The sequence below is a fragment of the Buttiauxella izardii genome (genome assembly GCF_003601925.1).
GTDB lineage: Bacteria > Pseudomonadota > Gammaproteobacteria > Enterobacterales > Enterobacteriaceae > Buttiauxella > Buttiauxella izardii.
The window spans coordinates 1-23,424 of sequence record NZ_QZWH01000038.1; the positions used below are offsets into that span (position 1 = coordinate 1).

Annotated in this window: 19 protein-coding genes, 5 tRNA genes and 1 other RNA gene; 21 read left to right on the forward strand and 4 right to left on the reverse strand. The window is 51.7% G+C overall.

What is annotated here, in order from left to right; all coding sequences use genetic code 11:
- The 3 genes from D6029_RS15955 to D6029_RS15965 all read right to left on the reverse strand — a co-directional run.
- Positions 1 to 2,133, reverse strand: a 2,133-nt coding sequence (locus D6029_RS15955) for a DUF6531 domain-containing protein (protein ID WP_335671915.1), incomplete at its 3' end; no start/stop codon positions are given.
- 16 nt (positions 2,134 to 2,149) lie between these two features.
- Entirely contained in the window at positions 2,150 to 4,303 is a 2,154-nt protein-coding gene (locus tag D6029_RS15960) for a type VI secretion system Vgr family protein (RefSeq protein WP_120065675.1), read from the reverse strand.
- Positions 4,304 to 4,569: 266 nt separating this feature from the next.
- Positions 4,570 to 5,286: a GntR family transcriptional regulator gene (locus tag D6029_RS15965; RefSeq protein WP_167456020.1), complete on the reverse strand. Its 717-nt coding sequence runs from the start codon at positions 5,284 to 5,286 to the stop codon at positions 4,570 to 4,572.
- Positions 5,287 to 5,469: 183 nt separating this feature from the next.
- Here D6029_RS15965 and mngA point away from each other — a divergent pair, with 183 nt between their 5' ends.
- The 21 genes from mngA to pnuC all read left to right on the forward strand — a co-directional run bounded on the left by mngA (position 5,470) and on the right by pnuC (position 22,439).
- Positions 5,470 to 7,389: a PTS 2-O-a-mannosyl-D-glycerate transporter subunit IIABC gene (gene mngA / locus D6029_RS15970; protein ID WP_120065791.1), complete on the forward strand. Its 1,920-nt coding sequence runs from the start codon at positions 5,470 to 5,472 to the stop codon at positions 7,387 to 7,389.
- Positions 7,390 to 7,414: 25 nt separating this feature from the next.
- The gene (gene mngB, locus D6029_RS15975) at positions 7,415 to 10,057 is read left to right on the forward strand and encodes a mannosylglycerate hydrolase (RefSeq protein WP_120065677.1); all 2,643 of its coding nucleotides are present in this window, start codon (positions 7,415 to 7,417) and stop codon (positions 10,055 to 10,057) included.
- 715 nt (positions 10,058 to 10,772) lie between these two features.
- On the forward strand, positions 10,773 to 12,341 hold the full coding sequence (gene cydA / locus D6029_RS15980) for a cytochrome ubiquinol oxidase subunit I (RefSeq protein ID WP_120065679.1): 1,569 nt from the start codon (positions 10,773 to 10,775) through the stop codon (positions 12,339 to 12,341).
- A gap of 15 nt (positions 12,342 to 12,356) precedes the next feature.
- Positions 12,357 to 13,496, forward strand: coding sequence for a cytochrome d ubiquinol oxidase subunit II (gene cydB, locus D6029_RS15985; RefSeq protein ID WP_120065681.1), 1,140 nt, complete (start codon positions 12,357 to 12,359; stop codon positions 13,494 to 13,496).
- 14 nt (positions 13,497 to 13,510) lie between these two features.
- Complete coding sequence (gene cydX / locus D6029_RS15990; protein ID WP_064544874.1) at positions 13,511 to 13,624, forward strand: cytochrome bd-I oxidase subunit CydX; 114 nt, start codon at positions 13,511 to 13,513, stop codon at positions 13,622 to 13,624.
- Positions 13,624 to 13,917, forward strand: a complete 294-nt coding sequence (gene ybgE / locus D6029_RS15995) for a cyd operon protein YbgE (RefSeq protein ID WP_120065683.1) — start codon at positions 13,624 to 13,626, stop codon at positions 13,915 to 13,917. Before cydX ends, ybgE begins: the two co-directional genes overlap by 1 nt.
- A 147-nt stretch (positions 13,918 to 14,064) precedes the next feature.
- Positions 14,065 to 14,469 carry a tol-pal system-associated acyl-CoA thioesterase gene (gene ybgC, locus D6029_RS16000; RefSeq protein WP_120065685.1) on the forward strand — a complete coding sequence of 135 codons (405 nt, stop codon included), beginning with the start codon at positions 14,065 to 14,067 and terminating at the stop codon, positions 14,467 to 14,469.
- Entirely contained in the window at positions 14,466 to 15,152 is a 687-nt protein-coding gene (tolQ, locus tag D6029_RS16005; RefSeq protein WP_120065687.1) for a Tol-Pal system protein TolQ, read from the forward strand. Before ybgC ends, tolQ begins: the two co-directional genes overlap by 4 nt.
- A gap of 9 nt (positions 15,153 to 15,161) precedes the next feature.
- Positions 15,162 to 15,593, forward strand: a complete 432-nt coding sequence (gene tolR, locus D6029_RS16010; protein WP_064559844.1) for a colicin uptake protein TolR — start codon at positions 15,162 to 15,164, stop codon at positions 15,591 to 15,593.
- A gap of 28 nt (positions 15,594 to 15,621) precedes the next feature.
- On the forward strand, positions 15,622 to 16,887 hold the full coding sequence (gene tolA, locus D6029_RS16015; RefSeq protein WP_120065689.1) for a cell envelope integrity protein TolA: 1,266 nt from the start codon (positions 15,622 to 15,624) through the stop codon (positions 16,885 to 16,887).
- Between the two features lie 131 nt (positions 16,888 to 17,018).
- Positions 17,019 to 18,311, forward strand: a complete 1,293-nt coding sequence (tolB, locus tag D6029_RS16020) for a Tol-Pal system beta propeller repeat protein TolB (RefSeq protein WP_034497136.1) — start codon at positions 17,019 to 17,021, stop codon at positions 18,309 to 18,311.
- Positions 18,312 to 18,337: 26 nt separating this feature from the next.
- The gene (pal, locus tag D6029_RS16025; RefSeq protein WP_064544887.1) at positions 18,338 to 18,859 is read left to right on the forward strand and encodes a peptidoglycan-associated lipoprotein Pal; all 522 of its coding nucleotides are present in this window, start codon (positions 18,338 to 18,340) and stop codon (positions 18,857 to 18,859) included.
- Positions 18,860 to 18,868: 9 nt separating this feature from the next.
- Positions 18,869 to 19,660 carry a cell division protein CpoB gene (cpoB, locus tag D6029_RS16030; RefSeq protein WP_120065691.1) on the forward strand — a complete coding sequence of 264 codons (792 nt, stop codon included), beginning with the start codon at positions 18,869 to 18,871 and terminating at the stop codon, positions 19,658 to 19,660.
- Positions 19,661 to 19,824: 164 nt separating this feature from the next.
- Positions 19,825 to 19,900 (forward strand) — tRNA-Lys (locus D6029_RS16035).
- A gap of 44 nt (positions 19,901 to 19,944) precedes the next feature.
- Positions 19,945 to 20,020 (forward strand) — tRNA-Lys (locus D6029_RS16040).
- A 46-nt stretch (positions 20,021 to 20,066) separates the two neighbouring features.
- Positions 20,067 to 20,142: transfer RNA gene (locus D6029_RS16045), tRNA-Lys, on the forward strand.
- 22 nt (positions 20,143 to 20,164) lie between these two features.
- Positions 20,165 to 20,240: transfer RNA gene (locus D6029_RS16050), tRNA-Val, on the forward strand.
- Between the two features lie 3 nt (positions 20,241 to 20,243).
- A tRNA-Lys gene (locus tag D6029_RS16055) sits at positions 20,244 to 20,319 on the forward strand.
- Positions 20,320 to 20,333: 14 nt separating this feature from the next.
- Positions 20,334 to 20,460, forward strand: a non-coding RNA gene (locus D6029_RS16060) — RtT sRNA.
- 177 nt (positions 20,461 to 20,637) lie between these two features.
- Positions 20,638 to 21,699 (forward strand): quinolinate synthase NadA, encoded by a 1,062-nt coding sequence (gene nadA / locus D6029_RS16065; protein ID WP_120065692.1) that lies wholly within the window; start codon positions 20,638 to 20,640, stop codon positions 21,697 to 21,699.
- 23 nt (positions 21,700 to 21,722) lie between these two features.
- Positions 21,723 to 22,439, forward strand: coding sequence for a nicotinamide riboside transporter PnuC (pnuC, locus tag D6029_RS16070; RefSeq protein ID WP_120065694.1), 717 nt, complete (start codon positions 21,723 to 21,725; stop codon positions 22,437 to 22,439).
- On the opposite strand, the gene zitB is transcribed toward pnuC, so the two are convergent.
- Positions 22,440 to 23,369: a CDF family zinc transporter ZitB gene (gene zitB / locus D6029_RS16075; RefSeq protein WP_120065696.1), complete on the reverse strand. Its 930-nt coding sequence runs from the start codon at positions 23,367 to 23,369 to the stop codon at positions 22,440 to 22,442. It lies immediately after the preceding gene.
- Positions 23,370 to 23,424: the final 55 nt, after the last annotated feature.

A 23,424-nucleotide genomic window follows, 5' to 3' on the forward strand; every position in this document is an offset into this window, starting at 1 on the left:
CACACAGACCAGATGGTTTTCACTGCGGTGGGCGATTTCGCTCAGCCGTCCGGCTTCGTCGTGGTCGAACAGCATTTCATCCGGGGTGCCGTCGGGCAGCGGCGGGCGTTCGCGGCGGATTAATTTGCCGTTCTCATCGTAATGCCAGCGGGTGACAAGACCGGCGTCCTCGCTGTGGGTGAGTTCGCCCGCCTTACTGTACTGATAACGGTGTTCACGGCCGTCAAAACCGGTTTCAGCTGTCAGTCTGTCCATCACGTCATAGCTGAACTGCGTGCGGGCGACGTTTTCGTTAATCAGCCCGGTGATGCGACCTGCCGTATCAAATTCAGCCTGACGGATGAGCCCGCCGGATGTCTGCGACAACGGGTTGCCACGCGCATCGTAACGCTGCGTGGTGGTGCTCCCGTCGGGATGCGTGGTGGTGAGCAGGTCACCGGCCTCGTTGTACTGACGGGAGGTGCGGCCACCGGTGTTGTCTTCGCTGGACGTCAGGCGTCCGCGTGCATCGTACTCATACTGAACGGACAGGCCTTCTTCATGGGTGACCTCGAGCGGCTGGCCGTCGCGGTTATAGCGATACTGCGTTTTGTAGCCTGAACAGTCGGTGTAGGACGCCAGCAGCCCGTGTTCATTCCATTCCAGCGTCTGACGGCCCCCGGCTTCGTCTTCGGTTTCCGACGGCTGAGCGCTGTTTTCGTCCGCGTAGTGGTAACGGCGGGTGTGGCGCAGCGCATCGGTTTGCGCGGTCAGCCGCCCGTATTCGTCATATTCCCTGCCGGTACGACTGCCATCCGGTGCGGTGGCGCTGGTGAGCTGGTTGCGGGCGTTGTAATCATAACGGCTGACGCTGCCGTCCGGGTGCCAGAGGGCCAGCAGGTTGCCGCTCACCACATCGAGCTGGAATTCGGTTTTGCGCCCGGCGGCATCGGTCTGGCTGACCAGCCGCCCGCTGCCGTCAAACTCACTGTGGATGTCACTGCCGTCGGGCTGCTCCAGTCTGACGACCCGCTTCAGGCCGCGTTCACCGGCAAAATGGTAAACGGTTGTCCGCTCAAGGCTGTCAGTGACCACTGTTTTCTGGTCGGTGTAAACAAACTGATAGCTCAGCCCGCCGGTGTTGCTCTGGGAAATGACCCGCAGGCTGTCGTCATACGCATAGCGGGTGGCGGGCCGCCCGGTGTACTGGTGGGCGACCATCAGGCCTGCATGTTGCGGGTGCCATTCGAAGTGACGCGTTTTCACACCTGCCCGGTCATACACCGCCGCCAGCTCACAGCGCGGGCTGTAGTCATAACGGGCGAGCGGGAGTGACGGCAAATCGGGAAACGCCACATCGCGCACCAGCCAGACGGCGGCAAGACGAATGCCGGCGGGGAGCGTGACAAGCTCGAGCCGAAAGCGGCGCCCGCTGCTGTCAGTCACCGCAGTCACCTGCCCGGCAAATTCCCCGTCAGCATCACGGTGATAGCGCAACTGATTACCAAAGCGGTCCACCAGACCGGAAAGCACGCGGAACGGCGGCAACGGGCGTGGCAGCACGTCGTCCGGTGAAACCGGTAACTGAAACGCCTCCAGAATCCACCACGGCCCGGTGGCGTCGTTTGCGACAAAGTAGGTATGCGGACTTAACCGAACCTCCGAGGGCAGCGCCTGCCACAGGCGGCTCAGACGGTGATTATCAGGCTGCTTATCCACACCGCCGCGGGCCAGCCAGAGTTTTTCGGACTGACTGTACGCGATAGCACCGGGGGCCAGAACATCAAAATGAATACTGCGTCCGCCGTTATCGTTAAGAATGAGCTCAGAAGAACGAATCTGCAGACGAATATCCATCGCCGACTGCCAGCCGGGGCCGAAGGTGCCCACGAGCGCAGGCGTGTCAGTGCGGTAACTGCTGTAGCTGCGGGTGAGGACAAAGGGTAAATGTGCAGGCAGGGCGATATCGGTTTCACCGGGCAGCACTTTTGCGCCGAGCACCGGGTTGACCGGATTGCCCACCGCCACACCACCGGGGCAGACTGAGCAGGCCACGCCGGTGGGGGCACCAATCATCACCCCGAGGGAGCCCTGAACAATCGGGCCGCCGATTAAGGTTGCGTCACCCTGACGCGCAGCAGGCATTCCTGGCATGGTTAAGTCCTTTTAATTAATAGTTTATCAATGGGTTGTCATTCGTACCGCTGTTACCGCCATTGTTACCCTGTGGGGCAGATGGCGGAGGTGTGGTCGTTCCGCAGTTAAGATTTATCAGCAGTGCATCGCTGTTTACCGCCGTTACGGCCTGGATATGTAATTCCATCCCTGACAGAAATATTTTGCCGTCTTTGGTCAGGACAATTTTAGCCTTTCCGCAACTCAGCTCCAGGTGGTCACCTGCGGAGTGTTGTGACACCTTCCCCACACTTTCTGTTTTACGCTCGCCCACAGTGACGGCCATTTCCTTACCGACGCTGACGCTGTATTTCTGCCCGATCATCAGGGACTTAAGAATTCCCACTTCTGAGGACTGGGACAGAGCCACCGAGGTGTTCATCACTCCACCGACGCTGACTTGATATGCCAGCCCGACGGTTAACGCACTCAGTAACCCGACCGTTTCTTTTTTTGCGGTCCCGATGGTTTCCGATTGATTCTGGCCGACGGTCAGGACCTGGTTGGCGGTGATGGTTTCCATCTGGTTGGCACCAATGCTCTGCACCTGGTTCCTGGCGATGGTGACAGCCTGGTTGCCGCCCACGTTTTCGCTGTGGTTAGCTGTCACATCCGTCATGCGGTTATTCAGCACCACCGTTTTCATGTCCTTCTGGGCATGCATCGAAAGCAGTTCCTGGCCGGTCTGGTCCTCAAACATTAGTTCGTTATACCCGGCACCTTTGTAGGTCTGCGAGCGTATCGCCATCTGCGTTTTGGTGCCCGGCAGGTCGCCTGGTGAACGATTGGCGGCGTGGTAGGTGCGCCCGGTGATAATCGGCTGGTCGGGGTCGCCATTAAGGAAATCGACAATCACTTCCTGGCCGACGCGGGGAATGGCGATATTGCCGAAACCTGTGCCTGCCCACGCCTGCGACACACGTACCCAGCAGGAGCTTTCTTCGTTGGCTTTGTTATAGCGGTCCCAGGCGAATTTCACCGTCACGCGCCCGTGCTCGTCGCAGTAGATTTCTTCTCCGGCAGGGCCAGTGACGATGGCGATTTGCGGGCCGTCTATCAGCGGTTTGGGTAATGGCTGCGGTCGCCAGGTCTGAATGGCAGGAATAACGTGGAATTCGCAGTTCAGAGTGGTGCCCTGTCCGGAACTGCCGATTAACGCCTGCGGCTGGCTGCCGGTCAGCACACACGACACCACCTGCCACACGTCGTTGAGGTCTTCACGCGGATGGTCGGTCAGTGCGAAGCGGCGTCCGGGCTGGAGCTGCGGAGAGTTACTGGTGCCGCTGGCAAAGTCGACGTTGTTACGCCAGCCTTCCACCTGATATTTCGCAAAATCGGCACCGTGCTGTTCGTCCTTGAAACGCCCCGGATAGTCGAAGATTTCATACTCCGGGCGCTGATACGCCAGTTTCCTGCCGTACTCATTATACTGCGCGGGCCAGCCTGGGGCGGTGAAGGTGTAATCCTGAGTAGTGACCTGCGCCGGGCGGATTTGCGCACTGCGGCGGAAGGTGTTGATGCAGTAGGTGGAGGATTCTGAAGCAGCGTTCGGATTATAGGGCAGTGAACCCAGGCTGCGCAGGACAGAGCTGTCATCGGCAAACGTCAGTTTCTGGGCATTTTCCTTAAGGTATTCCTCTTCAAAAAAGTAAATCCCCTCTTCGGCGGCGAGACGGGAGATAAATTCATAGTCCGTTTCTATAAACTGCACACAGAATTCACGCTCAGGATGCGGGCGGCGGAACAGGGTGTCGTGAGTACGGATATCCATCTCTTTGAGCAGCTTTGCAAAAATGTACGCGATGTCGTAATTCTGAAAGCTGCGGCAGTTCTGGCGTTGTGAACTGCGCCAGAATTCGGGATGCACCGTCATGGTGTACAGGGTCTGGTGTTTACCGGTGTCGCCCTGCTCGCAGAAGGTCACGATACCGCGTACCCGGCGTCTGACAACCTCTCCCTCATGGATGGTGAGGGTGGCCATTTCATCAAGCACCTGTTTAAAGCCGATGGCCGGGTCGTTGCAGGCGACGGTGATATCCAGACAGAACAGAGAAGAAAGGGACTGTTTGAGGGTAAAGCCCACCACGGCAAAAGTATTTTCCGGGGTACGACCAGCGGTAAAGGTAAAGCGGGTGCCGTCAGCGGCCATAATATGAGTCCCTTTCCTGTCCGTGGATACATTGACCTGAGTGTATGGCAGGAGCACAATCATAACGCAGGTAAATATAATAAAATCAGTGTGATACTGGAGGTGGAAGATAAGTTGGGAACGCAGGAGTGACTGTGATTAACATCACATAAAAAGAATTAGGGAAACGGACAAAGCGAATATGAAAACAGGTTGGATTAATGAATAGCACCATTTAAAAGAGAGTTTTAATGGTGCATTGATGAATGCAAGTGTCGCGGACAAAGTTAGTGTTTACGCCGTGCCACCAACGTAAATTTGTAATCGTCACTTTTGAACACATTTCGGCTGAACTCAAAAACGCGGCCATCCTTTAAATAACCACACGAAACCTTTTCCAGAATCGGTTTGCTGGCGTCGATTCCAAGGGCTTTAACTACTTCTTCTGACGGCATCACTGGAATAATCTCTTGCTCGCTGCGGTCGATGACCATTTTCTTCACGTTTTCGATGAAGTGATATTTTGAGTTTTCCATCACTTCCCAGGTCAGATCCGGGAAGAGTGCGAGAGGCATCCAGGTTTCTTCCAGTGTGACGGGTTTTTGTTTGATAAAACGCACGCGCTTCACATGCCAGACTTTGTCATCTGTGGTGAGTTGCAGACGAGCCGCCAAAAACTCATCGGCTTTGGTGACTTCAAAAACGTGCACTTCGCTGTGGGTTTCGACGTTTCTGTCGGCCAGTTTTTCATAGAAACTGGTCAGTTGATAAATATCGTAATTAACCCTTTCTTCTTTGACGTATGAACCGCTGCCTTGAATGCTTTCAATGATTTGCTGCTCGGTGAGTTGCTTGAGCGCCTGACGAACGGTGACACGGCTCACCGCAAACTGTGCCTGCAACGCTGATTCCGTCGGCAGCGCATCACCGGGTTTCAGCTCGCCACTTTCAACCTGCTGGCGAATAGCATCAGCAATCTGACGGTACATCGGTTTTTTACCCACCACGCAGCCCTCTGAGAACATTGAAATCATGGCGAATAATAGCGTCATTCTCCATTGCTGTTAATTGATAAGTATTAATACAAATTCAATACAAATATTCGGCATGGTGAAATTGATCACATAAAGGTATTGTTTTGCTGTGTAAAATGCCGCCAACTGGAATCGATTCATAAAGAGGGAATGATGAACCTGACGGCGTTAACTCACTCTGATTTGATCACACTGCAAACCACGTTTGCCAGTCGTGATGACGCAATACGCACGATGGCGCAACAACTGGATGCGGCAGGCAAGTTACACAATCTGGAACAGTTTCTGGCAGAGGTTTTCGCTCGTGAGGCGCAAGGGCCTACCGCATTGGGCGAAGGGCTGGCGGTTCCGCACGGCAAGACAAATGCCGTAAAAGAAGCGGCATTTGCCGCTGCAACACTTAAAACGCCCATTGAGTGGGAAGGTGTCGACGGGCCGGAAGCCGTGCAGATGATTTTCCTGCTGGCGATCCCCGAAGGAGAGGCCGGTTCCACGCATATGCAGCTTTTGACCTCGCTCACCACCGTGCTGGTAGATGACGACGTGCGCGAAAAAGTGATGCAGGCAAAAACGGTTGATGAGTTTATGTCACTTCTCAACAGCGAGCCGCAAAGTGTGGCGGTGCTGGAAGATGCCTCTCGCCCAACTATTGTCTGCGTAACGGCTTGCCCCGCCGGGATCGCACATACGTATATGGCAGCTGAGTATCTTGAAAAAGCCGGGCGCAAACTCGGTATTAATGTTTATGTCGAAAAGCAGGGGGCGAATGGGGTCGAAGGGCGCTTAACCGCCAGGCAAATAAATCAGGCACATGCCTGCGTGTTCGCCGCTGAAGTGGCAATAAAGGAAATGGAACGGTTCAACGGTATTCCGACTATAAACACACCGGTGGCTGAACCCATCAAACATGCCGAGCGTATTTTGCAGCAGGCTCTGGCACTCAAGCCGCTGACAGAAGAACGCGTGCAGCAAAACGATGCGGCACCATCGACACCAGGTTTTAAAACCGAACTCAAGCAGGCATTACTGAGCGGGATTTCCTTTGCCGTTCCGCTGATTGTGGCGGGCGGTACGGTTTTGGCCGTCGCCGTTTTGTTGGCGCAAATTTTTGGTTTGCAGCATTTGTTCGACCTCGAAAATTCCTGGCTGTGGATGTATCGCAAGCTAGGCGGCGGCATGCTCGGCACGTTGATGGTTCCAGTGTTGGCGGCATACACGGCCTATTCCCTGGCAGATAAACCTGCGCTCGGCCCTGGTTTTGCGGCAGGGCTTGCAGCAAACATGATTGGCTCGGGTTTTCTCGGCGGGGTGGTCGGCGGTTTAATCGCGGGTTATCTGATGCGCTGGGTGAAGAAACATATTCGCCTGAGCCCTAACTTCAATGGTTTCCTCACATTTTATCTTTACCCGGTAATCGGCACGTTGGTCGCGGGTAGCCTGATGCTGTTTGTGATTGGCGAACCCGTCGCGTGGATCAACACCTCGTTAACTCACTGGCTTAATGGTTTGTCCGGCAGCAACGCACTCGTGCTGGGCGCGATCCTCGGTTTTATGTGTTCGTTTGACCTCGGCGGCCCGGTGAATAAAGCCTCTTACGCGTTTTGTCTCGGGGCGATGGCGAACGGTGTGTACGGCCCGTATGCCATTTTTGCCTCGGTCAAAATGGTGTCGGCATTTACGGTCACCGCTTCGACATTAATTGCGCCAAAACTCTTTAAAGATTTTGAGATTGAAACCGGTAAATCGACCTGGTTGCTCGGGCTTGCGGGGATCACCGAAGGGGCGATCCCGATGGCGATTGAGGATCCTGTCCGCGTGATTGGCTCATTCCTGGTGGGTTCGGTCGTGACTGGCGCGATGGTGGGGGCGATGCACATAGGTTTATCGACGCCGGGGGCGGGCATCTTCTCATTATTCTTGCTTCATCCGGGCGACCACTCGGGCATAGCTGCGGCGGCTGTCTGGTTTGGCGCAGCGTTGGTCGGCACCGCCATTTCCACATTGGTCTTGATTTTGTGGCGCAGGCAAGCGGTTAAGCAGGGCAAATATTCCACTGAAAGCGTTTTATCTTAATCACTCAGAAGTAAGGCAAACAAGAATGAAAGCTGTATCTCGTGTTCATATCACTCCCCATATGCACTGGGACCGTGAATGGTATTTTACTACCGAAGAATCACGCATCCTTTTGATTAATAATATGGAAGAGATTCTGGAGCGCCTTGAGTGTGACCCTGAATATAAGTATTACGTGCTCGATGGGCAAACGGCTGTGCTGGAAGATTATTTTGCGATTAAGCCGGAAAATAAGCCGCGGGTGAAAGCACTGGTCGAGGCGGGCAAGTTGATTATCGGCCCGTGGTATACGCAGACGGACACCACGATTGTTTCGGGCGAGTCTATTGTGCGCAACCTGATGTATGGAATGCGCGATTGTATGGCGTTTGGCGAACCGATGAAGATTGGTTATCTGCCGGATTCTTTTGGCATGTCGGCACAGTTGCCGCATATCTTTAACGGTTTTGGCATTAAGCGTGCCATGTTCTGGCGCGGCTGCTCGGAGCGTCACGGCACCGACAGAACGGAATTCTTATGGCAAAGCAACGATGGCAGCGAAGTCGTCGCCCAGGTTCTGCCGCTGGGTTACGCCATTGGCAAATATTTACCGGAAGATGAAGCCGGGTTGCGTAAACGCCTCGACAACTATTTTGAGGTGCTGGAAAAAGCCTCTGCAACGCAGGAAATCCTACTGCCAAACGGGCATGACCAAATGCCGCTGCAACAGAATATCTTCGCGGTGATGGACAAATTGCGTGAGATTTACCCACAGCGCGAGTTTGTGATGAGTCGCTATGAAGAGGTGTTCGAGAAAATTGAAGCTTTGCGCGGGAAACTTGCCACGCTGAAAGGCGAGTTTATCGACGGCAAATACATGCGTGTACACCGCACTATTAGTTCTACGCGTATGGATATCAAAATCGCCCACGCGCAGATTGAGAACAAAATCGTCAATATTCTCGAGCCTCTGGCCTCTATCGCGTGGTCGCTAGGCTTTGAATATCACCACGGCTTGCTGGAAAAAATGTGGAAAGAGATCCTGAAAAACCATGCGCACGACAGCATCGGCTGCTGCTGTAGCGATAAGGTTCACCAGGAAATCATGACGCGATTTGTGCTGGCAGACGACATGGCCGAAAACCTGATTCGTTTTTATATGCGCAAGATTGTCGACAATATGCCTGCGACAGACGCCGACAAACTCACGTTCTTCAATATGATGCCGTACCCGCGCGAAGAGGTGATTAACACCACGATTCGCATTCGTGCCAGCCAGTTTTCACTGAAAGATGAACAGGGTAATGAGGTGGAGTACTTCATTCGTGAAGCGCGTGAAATCGACCCAGGCCTGGTCGACAGGCAAATTGTGCATTACGGTAATTACGATCCGTTCATGGAATACGACATTCAGCTCAGCCAGGTGCTGCCAGCGATGGGCTATTGCACGCTGTATGTGGAAGGGAAAAAACCAGGGGTGCAGCGCAGCGCAGCGGAAAGCACAGAAGCCTTAATGGAAAACAATTTCTACCGCATCGAGCTGAACCAGAATGGCACGCTGCATATCGCTGATAAGCAAAGCGGCCTGACCTACGACCAGGTTCTACAACTGGAAGAGGGTTCGGATGATGGCGATGAATATGACTATTCACCTGCCAAAGCCGAATGGCTGATTTACTCGACCGCCAGCGCGCACGTTTGTGAAGTGAAACACGAAGCCTGGCAAAGCACGGCAACGCTGAAATTACGCATGGAGTTGCCTGAAAATCTGCAACAGCGTGCCGTGCGGCAAGCAAGTGGTTATCTGGATGTGGAATGCCGCGTTACGCTTGCGCAAAATAGCCGTCGCATTGATATCGAAATGCATCTTGATAATCAGGCTGAAGATCACCGGGTGCGCGTTTTGATCCCGACGCCATTTGCCTCTAAAACTGTTCTGGCAGATAACCAGTTTGGCACCATTACACGCTCGGTCGATGACTCAGCAATGGAAAACTGGGAACAAGAAGGCTGGAAAGAAGCGCCGATTCCGGTGTGGAATTTACTGAATTATGCTGCGCTGCATGATGGTAAAAATGGTGTGGCATTGTTTACCGACGGGCTGCGCGAGTTCGAAATCATCGGTGAGAAAAAGGATACGTTTGCGCTGACACTTTTCCGTTCTGTGGGAGTGCTAGGCAAAGAAGAGTTGGTTTTACGCCCAGGGCGCCCATCTGGTATCAAATTGCCTACGCCGGATTCTCAGTTGCGTGGAAAGTTGCGTTGTCGTTTTAGCCTGATGGCGTTTAGCGGTTCGCCCACTACTGCGGGGATTGCTCAACACGCACGCGCATGGCTGACACCCGTCCAGTGCTACAACAAAATTCCATTCGATGCGATGAAACTCAACCGCGCAGGTTTCGAAACGCCGGGCACATTTAGCTTGCTTACGATGCCTTCAGTGGGATGTATGCTCAGTGCACTTAAAAAGGCGGAAGACCGCGATGAATTGATTGTTCGCGTCTTCAACCCGGATGAGCAACATATCAGTGAAGGAATGGTCGCTTGCGCGTTGCCGGTTGAGGGCTGGCAGGAAACGGGGATGGATGAAAAACCATTGCAGGAACAATCAGAAAGGGCAGGGCAGTTTGCCAAAGTTAAGCCTTGCCAGTCGCGAACCTTCAGCCTGGCGATAGTTCGTTCAAGATAGCGTTATTGCTTAAATCCTTTCCATAAGGCCACGTTTGTACGTGGCCTTTCTGTTTTTACTGACCACCATGTTCGACAACTAACTTTATCAAAAGCAATGGTTTGTTAATTCGCTTGGCATTAAAAGTAAAATAAATGTTACTGATGAGCAAAAAAAGAAATGAATCTCATAAAATACCGCGAGGTGATTAACGCAATGCGACATTAATGGATGAGGAGTTAATTTCTGACTTTGCCTCAAATAAATAACTTTTGTTTATAGATATCATTCTTGTATTAACGGAAGCGGCATTTGCAAAACATATCATTAACAACAAATTCACCTCTCGTTGTTGTGAGAAACTAAATTAACAAACAGAGAATAAATTGCGCTAGATCAATATCTAAAACTAGCAAGTAGTGTGCGAAAACGGGTAAATTGTTGCAGATCAAGATGGCGGTAATTCGACATTTTCGCTATAAATTGATCACTGTCGAGAAACGTAAATAAGCCTTAGCAATTACCTATTTATCGTAAGGGAATTGCAGGGTAATATATTTGCGGATTATTTTTGGGTTTTTATTAACGTGTTTGTAACCTTTCATCCTTCTTTGTTACATGTAAATAACGAGAAGATGAAGTTTGGAAGCGAATGTTTTTGTATTAGGGCATGCGTTGTGGTTAACCATCGGGTGAACCACGGTCGGAGTCTTCATGCGAAGAGCAAGGAGTCAAGATGTTTGATATTGTCGAACTGTCGCGCTTACAGTTTGCCTTGACCGCGATGTACCATTTTCTTTTTGTGCCACTAACGCTCGGTATGGCGTTCTTGCTGGCCATCATGGAAACGGTATACGTTCTGTCAGGTAAGCAAATTTATAAAGATATGACCAAGTTCTGGGGCAAGTTGTTTGGTATCAACTTTGCTTTGGGCGTGGCCACCGGTTTAACCATGGAGTTCCAGTTCGGCACAAACTGGTCTTATTACTCACATTACGTGGGTGATATCTTCGGTGCCCCTCTGGCCATCGAAGGCCTGATGGCATTCTTCCTTGAATCCACATTCGTGGGTCTGTTCTTCTTCGGTTGGGATCGCCTCGGCAAAGTCCAACACATGGCGGTAACCTGGCTGGTGGCACTGGGCTCCAACCTTTCCGCATTGTGGATTCTGGTGGCGAACGGCTGGATGCAGAACCCGATTGCTTCCGACTTCAACTTCGAAACCATGCGTATGGAGATGGTCAGCTTCTCCGAGCTGGTTCTGAACCCGGTTGCGCAGGTTAAATTCGTTCACACCGTGGCTTCTGGCTATGTGTGTGGTGCGATGTTCATTCTTGGTGTGAGCTCTTACTACCTGCTCAAAGGCCGTGACGTTGCATTTGCGAAGCGTTCTTTTGCCATCGCGGCAAGCTTTGGTATGGCGGCAATCTTGTCTGTTATCGTGCTGGGTGATGAGTCCGGTTACGAAATGGGTGACGTGCAGAAAACCAAGCTGGCTGCCATTGAAGCCGAGTGGGAAACACAACCGGCACCGGCGGCATTTACGCTGTTTGGTATCCCGGATCAAGATAAGCAAGAAAACCACTTCGCGATTCAAATCCCTTATGCACTGGGCATCATTGCTACCCGTTCGGTAGATACGCCAGTTATCGGTCTGAAAGACCTGATGGTGCAACACGAAGAACGTATTCGTAACGGGATGAAGGCTTACAGCCTGCTGGAACAGCTACGCGCAGGTTCTAAAGACCAGGCGGTTCGCGATAACTTCGAGTCCGTCAAGAAAGACCTGGGTTACGGTTTGCTGCTCAAGCGCTATACCCCGAACGTTGCTGACGCGACGGAAGAGCAAATTCAGAAAGCAACCAAAGACTCTATTCCACGCGTTGCTCCGCTGTACTTCGCATTCCGTATTATGGTCGGTTGTGGCTTCCTGATGCTGTTTATCATTGCGGCTTCGTTCTGGACTGTGACGCGTAATGCCATCGGTTCGAAAAAATGGCTGTTGCGTGCGGCGCTCTATGGCATCCCGCTACCGTGGATTGCGATTGAATCTGGCTGGTTTGTTGCTGAATACGGTCGTCAACCATGGGCAGTTGGTGAGGTCTTGCCAACCGCGGTGGCTAACTCCTCGCTGACCGTTGGCGATCTGATCTTCTCCATGGTACTGATTTGCGGCCTTTACACGCTGTTTATGGTGGCGGAACTGTTCCTGATGTTCAAATTTGCTCGCCTTGGGCCGAGCAGTCTGAAAACAGGTCGCTATCACTTTGAGCAGTCCAATGTGACCTCTCAGCCGGCACGCTAAGACAGGAGTCGTCAAATGATCGATTATGAAGTATTGCGTTTTATCTGGTGGCTGCTGGTTGGCATTCTGCTGATTGGTTTTGCAGTCACCGATGGCTTTGATATGGGCGTAGGTATGCTATCCCGCATCATTGGCCGTACTGACGTTGAACGCCGTATTATGGTGAACTCCATCGCCCCGCACTGGGATGGTAACCAGGTATGGCTCATCACTGCTGGTGGCGCGTTGTTCGCTGCCTGGCCGATGGTTTACGCCGCTGCGTTCTCCGGCTTCTATGTGGCGATGATTCTGGTGCTGGCTTCATTGTTCTTCCGTCCGGTAGGTTTTGACTACCGTTCGAAGATTGAAGACATGCGCTGGCGCAACATGTGGGACTGGGGCATTTTCATCGGTAGCTTCGTGCCACCGTTGGTTATCGGTGTGGCTTTCGGCAACCTGTTGCAGGGTGTTCCGTTCCACGTTGATGAGTATCTGCGCCTGTACTACACCGGTAACTTCTTCCAGTTGCTGAATCCGTTTGGTTTACTGGCGGGTATCGTGAGCGTTTCCATGATCCTTGCTCAGGGTGCAACTTATCTGCAAATGCGTACTGTGGGTGAACTGCATCTGCGTGCCAAAGCGGCTGCGCAAATCTCTGCGCTGGTGATGATGGTGTGCTTCGCACTGGCAGGTGTTTGGGTGATTTACGGTATCGATGGTTACGTTGTGACTTCAGAGCTGAACCACCACGCTGCATCGAATCCGCTGACTAAAGAAGTCGCTCGTCAGGCGGGTGCCTGGATGGTGAACTTCAACAACATGCCGATTCTGTGGCTCATCCCTGCATTGGGTGTGGTGCTGCCGTTGCTGACTGTGTTGATGTCGCGTATGGAAAAGGGCGCGATGGCGTTCCTGTTCTCCTCACTGACTCTGGCTTGTGTGATTCTGACTGCTGGTGTGGCAATGTTCCCGTTCGTGATGCCTTCAAGCACCATGTTGAACGCTAGCCTGACCATGTGGGATGCGACATCCAGCCAGCTGACGCTGAACGTGATGACCTTTGTTGCTGCGGTATTTGTGCCGATTGTTCTTATCTACACCATCTGGTGTTATTGGAAAATGTTCGGTCGAATCACCAAAGAACATATCGAAAGCAACACCCACTCTCTGTACTAAGTAAGGAGCTGATTATGTGGTACTTTGCATGGATTCTGGGGACGCTTCTTGCCTGTGCTTTCGGCATCATTACCGCCCTGGCACTTGAGCACGTAGAAGCTGCTAAAGCCGGTAAAGAAGAACATTAATGGAAGGAATTATCGCAAAGCTGTATGCGGTAATGGATAAGAGCCCTTTAAGGGCTCTTTCCTTGATCATGGCGCTCATCCTGGCCGGGTGTATGTTTTGGGACCCGTCACGTTTCGCAGCGAAAACTAGCGAGCTGGCAATCTGGCATGGTTTCTTGCTGATGTGGGCGGTATGCACCGGAGTGATACATGGCGTGGGCTTTCGCCCTCGTAAAGTGCTGTGGCAGGGCGTTTTCAGCCCGTTACCTGCGCAATTAGTCCTGCTGGCAGGACTGGCTATTTTCTTCTTCTGATGCTTCTTTAACCTCGAAGACTTTTACATAAATTTTATGGGCTTTAACAAGCCCATAATTATTTACCTTACGTTTAATGCAACCCATTCCCAACCCCCATCCTCTTGCGTATAGTAGCAACGTTTAATTGCATTACCGGGATGTAAAGTGAGTACAACGCTGTTTCGATGGCCGGTTCGTGTCTACTATGAAGATACCGACGCCGGTGGTGTGGTTTACCACGCCAGTTATGTTGCTTTTTATGAAAGAGCACGCACAGAGATGCTGCGTCAACACCACTTTAACCAGCAGGATTTGTTGGCAGAGAGCATCGCGTTCGTCGTACGTAGGATGACAGTAGATTATCTTGCGCCTGCCCGACTCGACGATTTACTCGAAATCCAAAGTGAAATTACATCAATGCGTGGCACCTCTATGGTGTTTACGCAGCGAATAGTCAATGCCGATGGCAAGGTCCTCAATGAAGCTGAGGTCCTGATCGTTTGCGTTGATCTTCTCTCAATGAAGCCTCGTGCGCTTCCCAAGTCTATTGTCGCGGAGTTCAAGCAGTGACTGACATGAATATCCTTGATTTGTTCCTGAAGGCAAGCCTTCTGGTCAAATTTATCATGTTGATTTTGATTGGTTTTTCCATTGCATCATGGGCAATCATTATTCAGCGTACGCGAATCCTCAATGCTGCCACTCGTGAAGCTGAAGCATTTGAAGATAAGTTCTGGTCGGGCATTGAATTGTCCCGTCTCTATCAGGAAAGCCAGGGCCGCCGTGACAATCTTGCTGGCTCTGAACAAATTTTCTATTCAGGCTTTAAAGAGTTTGCCCGACTGCATCGTGCGAATACACATGCACCTGAAGCGGTTGTAGATGGGGCCACTCGTGCGATGCGTATCTCTATGAGTCGCGAGCTGGAAACCCTGGAAACACATATTCCTTTCCTCGGAACAGTCGGTTCCATCAGCCCGTATATCGGTCTGTTTGGTACGGTTTGGGGGATTATGCACGCCTTTATCGCACTCGGTGCGGTAAAACAAGCGACGTTGCAGATGGTCGCACCAGGTATCGCAGAAGCACTGATTGCAACCGCAATCGGCCTGTTCGCTGCAATCCCTGCGGTTATGGCGTATAACCGCCTGAATCAACGTGTGAACAAACTGGAATTGAATTACGACAACTTCATGGAAGAGTTCACGGCTATCCTGCACCGTCAGGCTTTTACCAGCAGCGATAAGCAGTAAGGGGTTAGCATGGCCAGACGTGGACGTGGGCGTGGTCGTCGGGAATTAAAGTCCGAAATTAACATCGTTCCTCTGTTGGACGTACTGTTGGTGTTGTTGCTGATTTTCATGGCGACAGCTCCCATCATTACGCAGAGCGTTGAGGTAGATTTGCCGGATGCAACAGACTCGCAAACGGTGAGCAGTAACGATGAACCGCCGGTCATTATTGAAGTGTCCGGGGTAGGGCAGTACAGCGTGGTGGTAGAGAAAGATCGTATGGATCAGTTGCCGTCGGAACAGGTTGTTGCGGAAGCACAGCGTCGTTTGCAGGCAAATCCAAAAACGGTCTTTTTGATCGGTGGTGCTAAAGATGTTCCTTATGAGGAAATCATCAAAGCACTGAACATGCTGCATAGTGCAGGTGTGAAATCCGTCGGTCTGATGACGCAGCCAATCTGATCCAACTCGCTATATTTGGGAACCGATAGTGTCAAAGGCAACCATAGAAAACGATAAGCTCAAGCGTGCGATAATCGTCTCAGTGATCTTGCATATCATTTTGATTGCAATCCTGATTTGGAGCTCGTTTGACGAGCACATCGACGCCAGTGCTGGCGGCGGTGGGGGTTCGGCTATTGACGCGGTCATGGTCGACCCAGGTGCAGTTGTTCAGCAGTACAATCGCCAGCAGCAACAGCAGGCGAGCAGTAAACGTGCGGCAGAGCAACGCGAGAAACAAGCGCAACAGCAGGCGGAAGAACTTCAGGAAAAACAGGCTGCTGAACAACAGCGTCTGAAGCAACTGGAGAAAGAACGCCTCGACGCGCAGGAACAAGCGAAGCAGCAAGCAGACCAGCAGAAACAAGCGCAAGAAGCAGCGAAAGAAGCGCAGGAGCAACAGAAACAGGCAGAAGCGGCTGCGGCGAAAGCCAAAGCAGATGCTAAAGCACAGGCTGATGCTCAGGCGAAAGCGGCAGATGACGCGGCGAAGAAAGCCGCTGCTGATGCACAGAAGAAAGCGACTGAAGAAGCGGCTAAAAAAGCTGCCGATGCAGAGAAAAAAGCTGCTGCTGATGCCGCTGCTGCGGCTAAAAAAGCCCAGCAGGACGCTGAGAAGAAAGCCGCAGATGCAGCAGCCAAGAAAGCTCAGCAAGATGCTGAGAAGAAAGCTGAGGCTGAAGCTGCCAAAAAAGCGGCTGCTAAAGAAGCTGCAGCAACTGCTGCTGCCGAAAAAGCAGCCTCTGATAAAGCGGCTGCCGATAAGGCCGCAGCTGCAAAAGCTGCTGCTGATAAAAAAGCCGCTGCGGATGCGAAGAAAAAGGCTGCAGCTGACAAAGCGGCTGCCGATAAAGCAGCAGCTGCAGGTGTTGACGATCTCTTTGGTGACCTGAGTTCAGGTAAGAATGCGCCGAAATCAGGTGCTGGAGCTAAAGGTGATAGCGCAGCTGCGGCTGGGAAAGGGAATAATAAAAATAATGGCGCTTCTGGCGCAGAGATCAACGGTTACGCAGGTCAGATAAAAGCCGCAATCGAAAGTAAGTTTTACCAGGACCCAGCCTTCACCGGTAAGACCTGTACATTGCGCATAAAACTGGCTCCTGATGGTTTACTGCTTGATATCAAGTCAGAAGGTGGCGACCCGGCTCTTTGCCAGGCTGCCGTTGCTGCTGCACGTCTGGCGAAGATTCCAAAACCGCCAAGCCAGGACGTTTATGAAGTTTTCAAAAACGCGCCTATCGACTTTAAGCCATAGTGAAATTTTCCTCGCGAAAGTGGGGAAAACTAACCAGGCTGAGTCACAGGGTTTTGGTAGTTTTGTGTATTTGAGTTTGTTAACATTCTGCTAAATTATCGTGGGCTATGGGTCCAGATAAGGGAGATATGATGAAGCAGGCATTTCGAGTTGCATTAAGTTTTTTAATGCTGTGGGCAGCCGTGCTGCACGCAGAAGTTCGTATTGAGATCACCCAAGGGGTGGACTCAGCACGTCCAATCGGTGTAGCACCGTTCAAATGGGCTGGCCCAGGCGCGGCACCAGAAGATATTGGTGGCATCGTTGCCGCTGATTTACGTAACAGTGGCAAATTCAATCCACTCGATCGTTCACGTTTACCGCAGCAGCCTGGCTCCGCTCAGGAAGTGCAACCGGCCGCGTGGACTGCTCTGGGTATTGATGCTGTCGTTGTTGGTCAGGTCACACCAAACGGTGATGGCAGCTATACCGTAGCTTACCAGTTGGTTGATACCTCTGGCGCTCCAGGTACTGTGCTGGCACAAAACTCCTACAAAGTGAACAAACAGTGGCTTCGCTATGCCGGTCATACCGCCAGCGACGAAGTGTTTGAGAAGCTGACAGGTATCAAAGGTGCATTCCGTACGCGTATTGCTTACGTCGTGCAGACCAATGGCGGCCAGTTCCCGTATGAACTGCGTGTCTCTGATTACGATGGCTACAACCAGTTTGTGGTTCACCGTTCTCCGCAGCCGTTGATGTCTCCAGCCTGGTCTCCAGACGGTAGCAAACTGGCTTATGTTACGTTTGAAAGCGGTCGTTCAGCTCTGGTAATCCAGACTCTGGCGAATGGCGCAGTGCAGCAGGTGGCTTCTTTCCCACGTCACAACGGTGCACCAACCTTCTCTCCAGACGGCAGCAAACTGGCCTTCGCATTGTCGAAAACCGGTAGCCTGAACCTGTATGTGATGGATATTGGCTCTGGCCAGATTCGTCAGGTGACGGATGGTCGCAGCAACAACACCGAACCAACCTGGTTCCCGGATAGCCAGAACCTGGCGTACACCTCCGATCAGGCAGGTCGTCCACAGATTTATAAAGTGAATGTGAATGGCGGTGCTCCACAACGTATTTCCTGGGAAGGTTCTCAGAACCAGGATTCCGATGTGAGTTCCGACGGCAAGTTTATGGTGATGGTGAGCTCCAACGGTGGGCAACAACATATCGCCAAACAGGATCTGGTAGCGGGTGGCGTACAAACTTTATCGTCAACGTTCCTGGATGAAACGCCAAGTCTGGCACCTAACGGCACGATGGTAATCTACAGCTCTTCTCAGGGGATGGGATCTGTGCTGAATCTGGTCTCAACAGATGGGCGTTTCAAAGCGCGTCTTCCGGCAACCGATGGTCAGGTTAAATTCCCTGCCTGGTCGCCGTATCTGTGATAATAAAATATTAAAGGATCAAAGAAATGCAACTGAACAAAGTGCTGAAAGGGCTGATGCTGGCACTGCCTGTTATGGCAATCGCTGCGTGTAGTTCTAACAAGAGCGCCAACAACGAGAGCGGCGAAGGTATGCTGGGCGCCGGCACTGGTATGGACGCTAACGGTAGCAATGGCAACATGTCATCTGAAGAACAGGCTCGCCTGCAGATGCAACAGCTGCAACAGAACAACATCGTATACTTCGGTCTGGACAAATATGATGTGAGCTCTGAATTTGCTGCAATGCTGGATGCGCACGCAAACTTCCTGCGTAGCAACCCATCTTACAAAGTGACTGTAGAAGGTCATGCGGACGAACGTGGTACTCCGGAATACAACATCTCCCTGGGTGAGCGTCGTGCTAGCGCAGTTAAGATGTACCTGCAAGGTAAAGGCGTTTCTGCAGACCAGATCTCCATCGTTTCTTACGGTAAAGAAAAACCAGCAGTTCTGGGTCATGACGAAGCGGCTTACGCTAAAAACCGTCGTGCCGTTCTGGTTTACTAAGAGAACAGTATGAACAGTAACCTCAGACATCACTTGTTGAGTCTGTCGTTACTGGTTGGCATAGCGGCCCCCTGGGCCGCTACTGCTCAGGCGCCAATCAGTAGTGTCGGCTCAGGCTCGGTCGAAGACCGTGTCACTCAACTCGAGCGTATTTCTAACGCTCATAGTCAACTCTTAACCCAACTCCAACAACAACTCTCTGATAACCAAAATGATATTGATTCCCTGCGCGGTCAGATCCAGGAAAGCCAATATCAGTTGAATCAGGTTGTGGAGCGTCAGAAGCAGATTTTATTGCAGATAGACAGCCTCGGTAGCGGCGCCGCCGCGGGGCAAGCAGGCGGTACAACCGATCAGGGCGCTGCGGCAGCAGCAGCACCTGATGCGGGTGCGTCAGCAGCCACACCGGCGGCTCCAGTGCAGGGTGGCGACGCTAACAGCGACTACAATGCAGCGATTGCCATGGTGCAGGACAAGTCCCGTCAGGACGAAGCCATTGCTGCATTTCAGAGTTTTATTAAGAAGTACCCAGATTCAACTTACCAGCCAAATGCCAATTACTGGTTGGGACAGTTGAATTACAACAAGGGGAAAAAGGATGATGCGGCGTTTTATTTTGCCTCCGTGGTGAAAAACTACCCAAAATCACCTAAAGCACCGGACGCCATGTTTAAGGTCGGTGTGATCATGCAAGACAAAGGCGATACCGCAAAAGCGAAAGCTGTGTATCAACAAGTGATCAAACAGTTCCCAAATACCGAAGGCGCAAAGCAGGCACAAAAACGTCTGAATGCGATGTAATGTGTGCGGCATGACCAGATATTGCTGGTTTTCTGGTCAAGCCGGACAAAACACAAGCCATTAGGTGATCTTGATCGAAATTCTTGTTGCGTCAAAATCTTAAATCAGTAATATATGCCGCCGTTGCCAAGGGATATCAAACAAACCCAAAGTGACACGAAATTGGGGCGTTAGCTCAGTTGGTAGAGCAGTTGACTTTTAATCAATTGGTCGCAGGTTCGAATCCTGCACGCCCCACCAATTTCGATGCAGTAAGTATTTGAAGAAGCAGTAAACCGCATAGCGGGGCGTTAGCTCAGTTGGTAGAGCAGTTGACTTTTAATCAATTGGTCGCAGGTTCGAATCCTGCACGCCCCACCACTCCTCGAGTGAAAGCATCTTCGATATTAGCAGTAAACCGCATAGCGGGGCGTTAGCTCAGTTGGTAGAGCAGTTGACTTTTAATCAATTGGTCGCAGGTTCGAATCCTGCACGCCCCACCAATATTTAGTAGTACCGAAGTTTGGGTGATTAGCTCAGTTGGTAGAGCACCTCCTTTACACGGAGGGGGTCGGCGGTTCGAGCCCGTCATCACCCACCATTCGGGGCGTTAGCTCAGTTGGTAGAGCAGTTGACTTTTAATCAATTGGTCGCAGGTTCGAATCCTGCACGCCCCACCAATATTTAGATAGTCTGTGCAAATAAATCGTGAAGGGTTTGAACCTGTAGCAGGTTCGAGTTGAGCGCAAGCGAAACAGCGTTGCTTTAGCAACGACCCGAAGGGTGAGGCCAAAGGCCGAATCATCCTGCACGCCCCACCAAATTTAGACTAAGGCGCCTTTACGGCGCCTTAGTTGTTTCTGAAGATTCAAATTCCTCACGACAATCCCGCCATAATTCGCTATCTTGTTTAGCATACAAAACAACTCTAGCCGTTTCTGGTAGGTTCACGCCGGAATAGTGCTAATTTGGTTAAGTCAGTAAAACGAGAAAGCACTATGAGCGTAATGTTCGATCCAGAAGCAGCGATTTATCCCTTCCCACCTAAACCACAGCCTTTGAGCGCGGACGAAAAGCAATTTTACCGCGAGAAAATCAAGCGTCTGCTGAAAGAGCGGAACGCTGTAATGGTGGCGCATTACTACACCGACCCTGAGATTCAGGCATTAGCAGAAGAGACGGGCGGCTGTATCTCTGATTCTCTCGAGATGGCTCGTTTTGGTGCAAATCATCCAGCGACCACGCTACTAGTAGCGGGGGTGCGCTTTATGGGCGAAACCTCGAAAATCCTCAGCCCGGAAAAAACCGTGCTGATGCCAACGCTGAACGCGGAATGTTCTCTGGATCTCGGCTGCCCAATCGAAGAGTTTAACGCCTTCTGTGATAAGCATCCTGACCGCACCGTGGTGGTCTATGCTAATACTTCCGCTGCGGTGAAAGCTCGTGCGGATTGGGTCGTAACTTCAAGTATTGCTGTTGAATTAATTGAACATCTCGATAGCCTGGGCGAGAAAATTATCTGGGCGCCGGATCGCCATTTGGGGAACTACGTCCAGAAGCAGACGGGTGCTGATGTATTGTGCTGGCAGGGCGCGTGTATCGTGCATGACGAGTTTAAAACTCAAGCCCTGACCCGCATGAAGGCACTTTACCCGGATGCTGCGGTACTGGTTCATCCTGAGTCACCACAAGCGATTGTGGATTTAGCCGATGCAGTCGGTTCTACCAGCCAGTTGATTGCCGCGGCACAAACACTGCCGAACAAGCAGTTGATCGTCGCGACCGACCGCGGCATTTTCTACAAAATGCAGCAGGCATGCCCGGATAAAGAATTGTTCGAAGCGCCGACAGCAGGCGAGGGCGCAACATGCCGTACCTGTGCACATTGCCCGTGGATGGCGATGAACGGCCTTAAAGCTATCGCTGAGGGACTTGAGAACGGCGGAGCGGCTCACGAGATTCATGTTGATGCTGCGCTGCGTGAGGGCGCTCTGGTGCCTTTAAATCGAATGTTAGATTTTGCCGCCGAGTTGCGACGCAATATTAAAGGTAATGCATAAGGAATTTATGCTCAGGAGCGAATATGGATTTTTTTAGCACGCAGAACATTTTAGTCCACATCCCAATCGGGGCGGGCGGGTACGATTTATCGTGGATTGAAGCTATCGGAACCGTGGCGGGTTTACTGTGTATCTGGTTAGCGAGTCATGAAAAGATCAGCAATTACGCGTTCGGTTTAATTAACGTTACGCTGTTTGCGATTATTTTCTTTCAGATTCAACTGTACGCCAGCTTGCTGCTCCAGTTGTTCTTCTTTGTGGCCAATATTTACGGATGGTATGCCTGGTCCAGGCAAACAAGCGACAACCAAACGGCTCTTCAGATTCGCTGGCTGCCATTGCCTAAAGCGATTGCCTGGATTGCGGTTTGTGTCGGTGCGATTGGTTTGATGACGGTATTTATCGACCCGGTGTTTGCTTTCCTGACCCGCATTGCCGTCCATGCTATGCAAGCCTTGGGCCTGAATGTGGCGATGCCAGAACTGCAACCTGATGCCTTCCCATTTTGGGACTCGTGCATGATGGTGCTGTCGATTGTAGCGATGATCCTGATGACCCGTAAGTATGTCGAAAACTGGATCCTGTGGGTGGTTATTAACGTTATCAGCGTGGTTATCTTTGCCTTGCAAGGCGTCTACGCAATGTCGCTGGAATATTTACTCCTGACGTTTATCGCGCTCAACGGCAGTCGCATGTGGATTAAAAGTGCGCGTGAACGTGGCTCACGCGCCTTGTCTTAATCAATGATGATGAGCATGGTCGTGCTGACCATGCTCATTTAAATCGCAATCCTGCCCATGGCAAAGCTGATACTCCATCTGCACCGTCGCATGTTCAATCTGATATTCATCTTTCAGAAAATGATGAATACGCTCCAGCAGCGCGTCGTGATCGTGCGGTGGCACTACCTGAACATGCATCGTCATTAACGGCTTTTCGCCAACCAGCCAGATATGCACATGGTGAACGTTACGGACTTCGGGGATGGCTCGGGCTAATTTTCGCTTCAGGGCCGGAATATCAATGGAATGCGGCGCACCTTCAAGCAGCTCGTTGACGCTCTCTTTCAGTAAATTCCACGCACTACGCAAAACCAGACACGAAACCAAAATAGAAAGGATCGGGTCAATGGGTGTCCAACCGGTCCACAAAATAATGAGCGCTGCAGCAATCGCACCGACGGAACCTAACAAATCTCCCAGCACATGCAACGCTGCGGCGCGCACGTTAATATTCTTTTCTTCATTTCCGCGATGCAAAATCCAGAAAGAAAACAGATTTGCTAATAATCCGGCAAACGCAATAATCAGCATCGTCCATCCAGCAATTGGCTGCGGATGATAAAAACGGATGATGGCTTCCCAGACAATCAATACGGTGATCACCACCAAAGCAATCGCGTTTACAAACGCCGCAAGCGTGGTCAGGCGTAGCCAGCCGAACGTGTGACGAGCATTGGGTGGGCGACTGGCAAATTTAACGGCAAGCAACGCGACTAACAACGCAGCGGCATCAGTCAGCATGTGGCCCGCGTCAGCAAGCAAAGCTAGCGACCCGGAAATCACTCCACCGATGACTTCAGCCACCATAAATAGAGCGGTGACGGCAAACGCCCATAGCAGACGTTTGCTATTGGAATTACCCGCGGAATGTTGATGTGTATGCGCCATGGATTCTTCTGTTTTCGGAAACAACGATGCGCTAATTATAACCACTAATGCTGAT

What these genes read in the sequence shown, in the direction of transcription:
- D6029_RS15960 (WP_120065675.1), bottom strand. Translation starts at nt 4,303, where the DNA reads ATGGCCGCTGACGGCACCCGCTTTACCTTTACCGCTGGTCGTACCCCG.
- mngA (WP_120065791.1), top strand. Translation starts at nt 5,470, where the DNA reads ATGAACCTGACGGCGTTAACTCACTCTGATTTGATCACACTGCAAACC.
- mngB (WP_120065677.1), top strand. Translation starts at nt 7,415, where the DNA reads ATGAAAGCTGTATCTCGTGTTCATATCACTCCCCATATGCACTGGGAC.
- cydA (WP_120065679.1), top strand. Translation starts at nt 10,773, where the DNA reads ATGTTTGATATTGTCGAACTGTCGCGCTTACAGTTTGCCTTGACCGCG.
- cydB (WP_120065681.1), top strand. Translation starts at nt 12,357, where the DNA reads ATGATCGATTATGAAGTATTGCGTTTTATCTGGTGGCTGCTGGTTGGC.
- cydX (WP_064544874.1), top strand. Translation starts at nt 13,511, where the DNA reads ATGTGGTACTTTGCATGGATTCTGGGGACGCTTCTTGCCTGTGCTTTC.
- ybgE (WP_120065683.1), top strand. Translation starts at nt 13,624, where the DNA reads ATGGAAGGAATTATCGCAAAGCTGTATGCGGTAATGGATAAGAGCCCT.
- tolR (WP_064559844.1), top strand. Translation starts at nt 15,162, where the DNA reads ATGGCCAGACGTGGACGTGGGCGTGGTCGTCGGGAATTAAAGTCCGAA.
- tolB (WP_034497136.1), top strand. Translation starts at nt 17,019, where the DNA reads ATGAAGCAGGCATTTCGAGTTGCATTAAGTTTTTTAATGCTGTGGGCA.
- pal (WP_064544887.1), top strand. Translation starts at nt 18,338, where the DNA reads ATGCAACTGAACAAAGTGCTGAAAGGGCTGATGCTGGCACTGCCTGTT.
- cpoB (WP_120065691.1), top strand. Translation starts at nt 18,869, where the DNA reads ATGAACAGTAACCTCAGACATCACTTGTTGAGTCTGTCGTTACTGGTT.
- nadA (WP_120065692.1), top strand. Translation starts at nt 20,638, where the DNA reads ATGAGCGTAATGTTCGATCCAGAAGCAGCGATTTATCCCTTCCCACCT.
- pnuC (WP_120065694.1), top strand. Translation starts at nt 21,723, where the DNA reads ATGGATTTTTTTAGCACGCAGAACATTTTAGTCCACATCCCAATCGGG.
- zitB (WP_120065696.1), bottom strand. Translation starts at nt 23,369, where the DNA reads ATGGCGCATACACATCAACATTCCGCGGGTAATTCCAATAGCAAACGT.